The sequence below is a fragment of the Gemmatimonas sp. genome (genome assembly GCF_041689975.1).
GTDB lineage: Bacteria > Gemmatimonadota > Gemmatimonadetes > Gemmatimonadales > Gemmatimonadaceae > Gemmatimonas.
In genome coordinates this window covers 1-4,143 of sequence record NZ_JBDNFF010000117.1, presented here as the reverse complement: position 1 = coordinate 4,143, position 4,143 = coordinate 1, and the positions used below count along the sequence as shown (strand labels likewise).

The 4,143-nt window shown below is 59.8% G+C and carries 4 protein-coding genes; all 4 read left to right on the top strand.

Annotated features, from left to right (window positions below):
* The first annotated feature begins 58 nt into the window (after window positions 1–58).
* On the top strand, window positions 59–490 hold the full coding sequence (locus ACESNG_RS08140) for a hypothetical protein (protein WP_373068501.1): 432 nt from the start codon (window positions 59–61) through the stop codon (window positions 488–490).
* Window positions 491–1,265: 775 nt separating this feature from the next.
* Window positions 1,266–2,282, top strand: a complete 1,017-nt coding sequence (locus ACESNG_RS08135) for a PQQ-binding-like beta-propeller repeat protein (RefSeq protein WP_373068499.1) — start codon at window positions 1,266–1,268, stop codon at window positions 2,280–2,282.
* A 777-nt stretch (window positions 2,283–3,059) separates the two neighbouring features.
* Window positions 3,060–3,446, top strand: coding sequence for a hypothetical protein (locus ACESNG_RS08130; protein WP_373063288.1), 387 nt, complete (start codon window positions 3,060–3,062; stop codon window positions 3,444–3,446).
* A gap of 320 nt (window positions 3,447–3,766) precedes the next feature.
* A partial coding sequence (locus tag ACESNG_RS08125; protein WP_373068497.1) for a biotin/lipoyl-binding protein occupies window positions 3,767–4,143 on the top strand: 377 nt, incomplete at its 3' end.

Here is a 4,143-nt window from a genome sequence, read left to right as displayed (position 1 = left end):
TCGCACGTGAATGGTGTGCGTTTCAGTTCGTTTTTCCTATTTGCTCCGGAGCGACCGAATGCACCCGTCACCGATCGAAGCGAGCACCGCGGTCTCAGCATGCTGGGCGGAGATGACGAGTCGACTCGCGCCGCTGGTGCCGATCCTGTCCGATTTTCGACTGCGCGTGCGTGTCACCGATGCCTGCCGCGCGCTTGCCGTGACGTCGCGAACCACGCTGTCACGTGAGTTGGAGCGCCGGCAGCTTCCGCCTTTCAGACTGTTGAAGAACTGGTGCCCCGTGTGTGCAATGGTAGAGGCGGCGGAGAACGGTGCGTCGCTGTGCGACGTCGCCTTGCATCGTGGTGAGTATCCAGCGGCCTGCTATCGGCTGGTGAAGAGCAGCACAGGCCGCTCATGGACCGAGGTTCGCGCCAAGGGATCCGATTGGGTGAAGCGCTGTGCGCTGCAGGCCTGGGAACCGTACACGCGGCTGCGCGTGATCGAGTAACGGCGAAAAAAGAATTCGGCGATTCACACTTTTCTGTTGTAGCGTGATTGCTCGCCTGTCGCCATCGTAAGTCGCAGGCCAGCGCAACGCTTCCACCGTGAACTCCGCCTCGCTGCAACGACGATTGCCTGGCGCGCCCGTCTTGTTCAATGTCGTGTGTCATCTCCGCCGCGAAGTCATGTCACGTCGGTCGTCCACGAAATCGGATCACGGCTATTCGAAATCGTTCACCATTCACATTCTTCAGGAGCAGAATTGTGCGTCGATCATTTGTCCTGCTGACATCCAGCTTCATGCTAGTTGCTCTTTCTGTGCTTGGCGCACAGGAGCTCCCTACAGACGATGGATCAAACGGCGGTGACGCGCCATGCTCGACCGGAAGCGTCGCCTGCCCCGCGACGTGCACTGTGGATGTCAACAGCTGCAAGCCAGTACCCGGCGGGGGTGGTCAGACCTGCATCATGATCTGCAAGAATCGCACTCCGTGATCGTGGGCCTCTCAACCTCATCTTTAACACTCCTCTCTCATGATCCGACAATTTCGCTTTATGACGCTTTCGGCCTTCGTCCTTGTTGCAAGTCTCGTCCTGACCGGCTCGCCGTTACGTGGTGATGAGCTGCCAGAAGACGGGAGCGGCGGTGATGGCAGTGGTCCCGCATGCAGCACGCATGGAAACGTGTCGTGCGGCTGTGCCGTCGAGTCGTGTACAACCGTAAATGGCGTTACGAGGTGTACTCTATTCTGCAAGTTTCGATACGTGCATAGCGCCTGATTATGCGATTGAACGCAGTCCGGGAATTCGCCTTCGCGTCGGCTGTGATCGTCGCCGCCACGACAGCCTGCTCTTCCCAATCCGATCGTATTCTCGAGGATGGAAGAAGCATTCGACGGTCCGCACTACGCGAAGTGTGGCGAAGGGCGGTGGACTCCGACGATACGCTGTTCGCAATTCCAAGTAAGATCTTGTTGCTCGAAAACGACGTGGTTGTTCTTGATCCGGCCGCCGCGAGAGTTGTCGCACTGTCTAGATCCAGTGGTCGAATGTCGTGGGCATTTGGCGTCAGCGGAAGCGGTCCGGGAGAGATGCGAACGCCGTCTGAAATTATTGAAGGTCCGGGTGGCCACGTTTTGGTGTTTGATCCGGGGAACGGAAAGGTGATCGAACTCTCCGATGGTGGTCGGTTGCTAAGTGAGCGGACGATAGGAACTGGGGCGAATCTTAGATCCGTCTGTGGCCTCGGCGGCGGGGCCTTACTGGGCTACCAACTGGACTTGATAAATCCGCTTACGCTCATTGCTCCGACATACTTGACTTCGCGAGCGGTTCCGTTTCCGTGGAAAGTCGCGCCGCCGATTCAGAAGGTCGGCAGTGGCAGCTTCGACTTAGGTGAATTTGTCCGAGAAACGCAGTCAGTGCTGACCGCCGCCGGACGAGGGAAGTGCTTCTTAGCGAGGCAGACGTCAAATGGTGTCGCGCTGGTCGACTCGAGTCGCGTCTTGTGGACTAACAACGCAATCAAAGCGCCACCTCTGGATTCGCTTAGAAGCACAACGTCGACCGCGATCGCTGTGGCCGTCGTCGGGGACACCGCCATGGTGGCCTATCACGGTATTGGGAAGGGACGCGGCCGTCTGATTGACCTCTACAGCATCAAGTCGGGCACGTATCTGGAGTCATGGGAAACCCCGACACCGATGAGTTGGATCAGCGCGAATCGAGACGGCATTGCAGTGCTAAGAAGCACAGGGTCTGGCGCGAGTCTCTCGTTTTGGTCATTTGATGCTAAGTAGCCGGAATGTCAAGTTAGCCACCAACAGCGTAGCCGTCTCATTGCTGCTTCTTGCGAGCTGGCTCTGGGTTCGGCCACGCTCACGGGACGTAGTACCATTTCGCCACGTACGATTGTGGGAGGGAACTGCCGTTGCAACGATGGGCCTTCGGACGGGGGCAGCTGATTCATTTGACTTGCTGCACAGGCGAGACCGCGTGTTGTGGATTTATGGGTTTCTGACGGAATGCCCTGCGTGCAAGCGGTTAAAGGAGCCAATGATGGCGGAGCTGTCGAAGCTGGGACTCGCAAGCGCTTTTGCAGTTAGCGTTGAGCCTGACTCCCTGATTCGCGAGTACTGGCATCAGTCACAAGACTTTGGCATCGGGCAACTACGCGGTGACCTGCCAAGATTTTTGGCCCAAGTACCTGTTTTGATCTGTCTCGCCGATGGGCGCGCTCAATCGGTTTTTTTGGGCGATGTCGCGAGGGCGCTGCGAAAGTACGGCAGAAAATCGGTACAACGAAACCGCTGTCCAACATGACAGCGATTTGCAGGAGTATACGAAGCCTGATGTGCGAGCCAAATGCTTGCGATTGTTGCGTAAAACGGGGTCCTCGCATTTCTACCGAGAGCTACGGGCCTAGGCCTGTCTCACGTCGTATGGTGTGCTTTGCTGTGAAGCCTACGGTCCGTTGCTAATCGCTTCCCGTCAATTCAAAAAAGAGCATCAGGGAGACTGTCGGCGCGTTCCTGCGGGCGTCGTCCGAGGGCACGCGATGACGTGCAGGCGTTACGGTGGCGCTTGTTGACACGTTCGCGGTGCTTTCGTACCTGACCGTGGAGCGTCGGGTTGATGTTCGGGTCGCCGACGTGTGCGAGATCGGCCGACAATTGTGGATGACCTTCGTTGAGGCCGGGATTTCGCAAGACTCGGCCACCACGCTCGCACTGCGGGACATGCGAGGTTGGTTCGAGGGACAGGCGGCGTCCACGCCGAGATCGCCGGTCACCATGAGTCCTGCGGGCGAGTTGGTGTGGCAGCCACGGATGCGGAACCCGCTCCAGCCCGCCAATGGGAATCTTCCTCGGTCGGACGCCGAAGCGCTCCGTCTGCAGGAGAATCGTGCGAGCGTGGAAAGAGTTGTTCGTGACGGGCGGCGCCTCGTCGTGCAGCGCATATAGCGATCATCGCTTCGTACATTGATCGCCGTTGCGCTCACGGTTCTTGCCTGTTTCGCGTGGTTGGAGCGCCGCGCCCGATCTGCATCACGGCTGTGGTCGCCCAGATCATCGTTCGATCGGCCATAGGAGCGGGCTACCGGTCGATCACTGAGTATTGAAATGACGTGGCGAGCAGCATTTCGCCATCGCGCGATTCGGCCCCGGCCTCCACACTTGTCATAAGACCCGTCGGCCACCGTTGGCCGCCGGGGCGACACCAATTGCGTGCCATCGTCCAGCACCGCGAACCCGCGTGCGCTGGCTTCGCTACTGCCCCACCGATGCCCACTCCGCTCCGCCCTCGTCACGTTCCTCGTTGGTCGTGGGACTGGCAGCGCGTTGCGCCTGCGCTCGTCGCGCTGGTGCTAGTCGCCTGCAACAAAGGCGATGCCGCGGCCACAACCGATTCCGCCAGCGCCACCTCCACCGCCGCGCAGGAAGCGGCCGAGGAAGCCGGTCGTCCGGCACTGGCGCTGCCGGTGATGGCGGAAGAAGCCCGCGACGGTGACCGCGTGCTGAGGGTAACCACTACAGGGCAGATTCGCTCCGATGCCGCCGTGAACCTGCGCGCCGAAGTGGCCGGAACCGTGACGCAGCTCGTGGTGCGACCGGGGCAGTCGGTCACGGAGGGGCGAGCGTTGGCGCGCCTCGATGGGTA

Excerpts from the sequence above, each read along its gene's own strand:
- ACESNG_RS08140 (WP_373068501.1), top strand. The coding sequence starts at position 59 with ATGCACCCGTCACCGATCGAAGCGAGCACCGCGGTCTCAGCATGCTGG.
- ACESNG_RS08135 (WP_373068499.1), top strand. The coding sequence starts at position 1,266 with ATGCGATTGAACGCAGTCCGGGAATTCGCCTTCGCGTCGGCTGTGATC.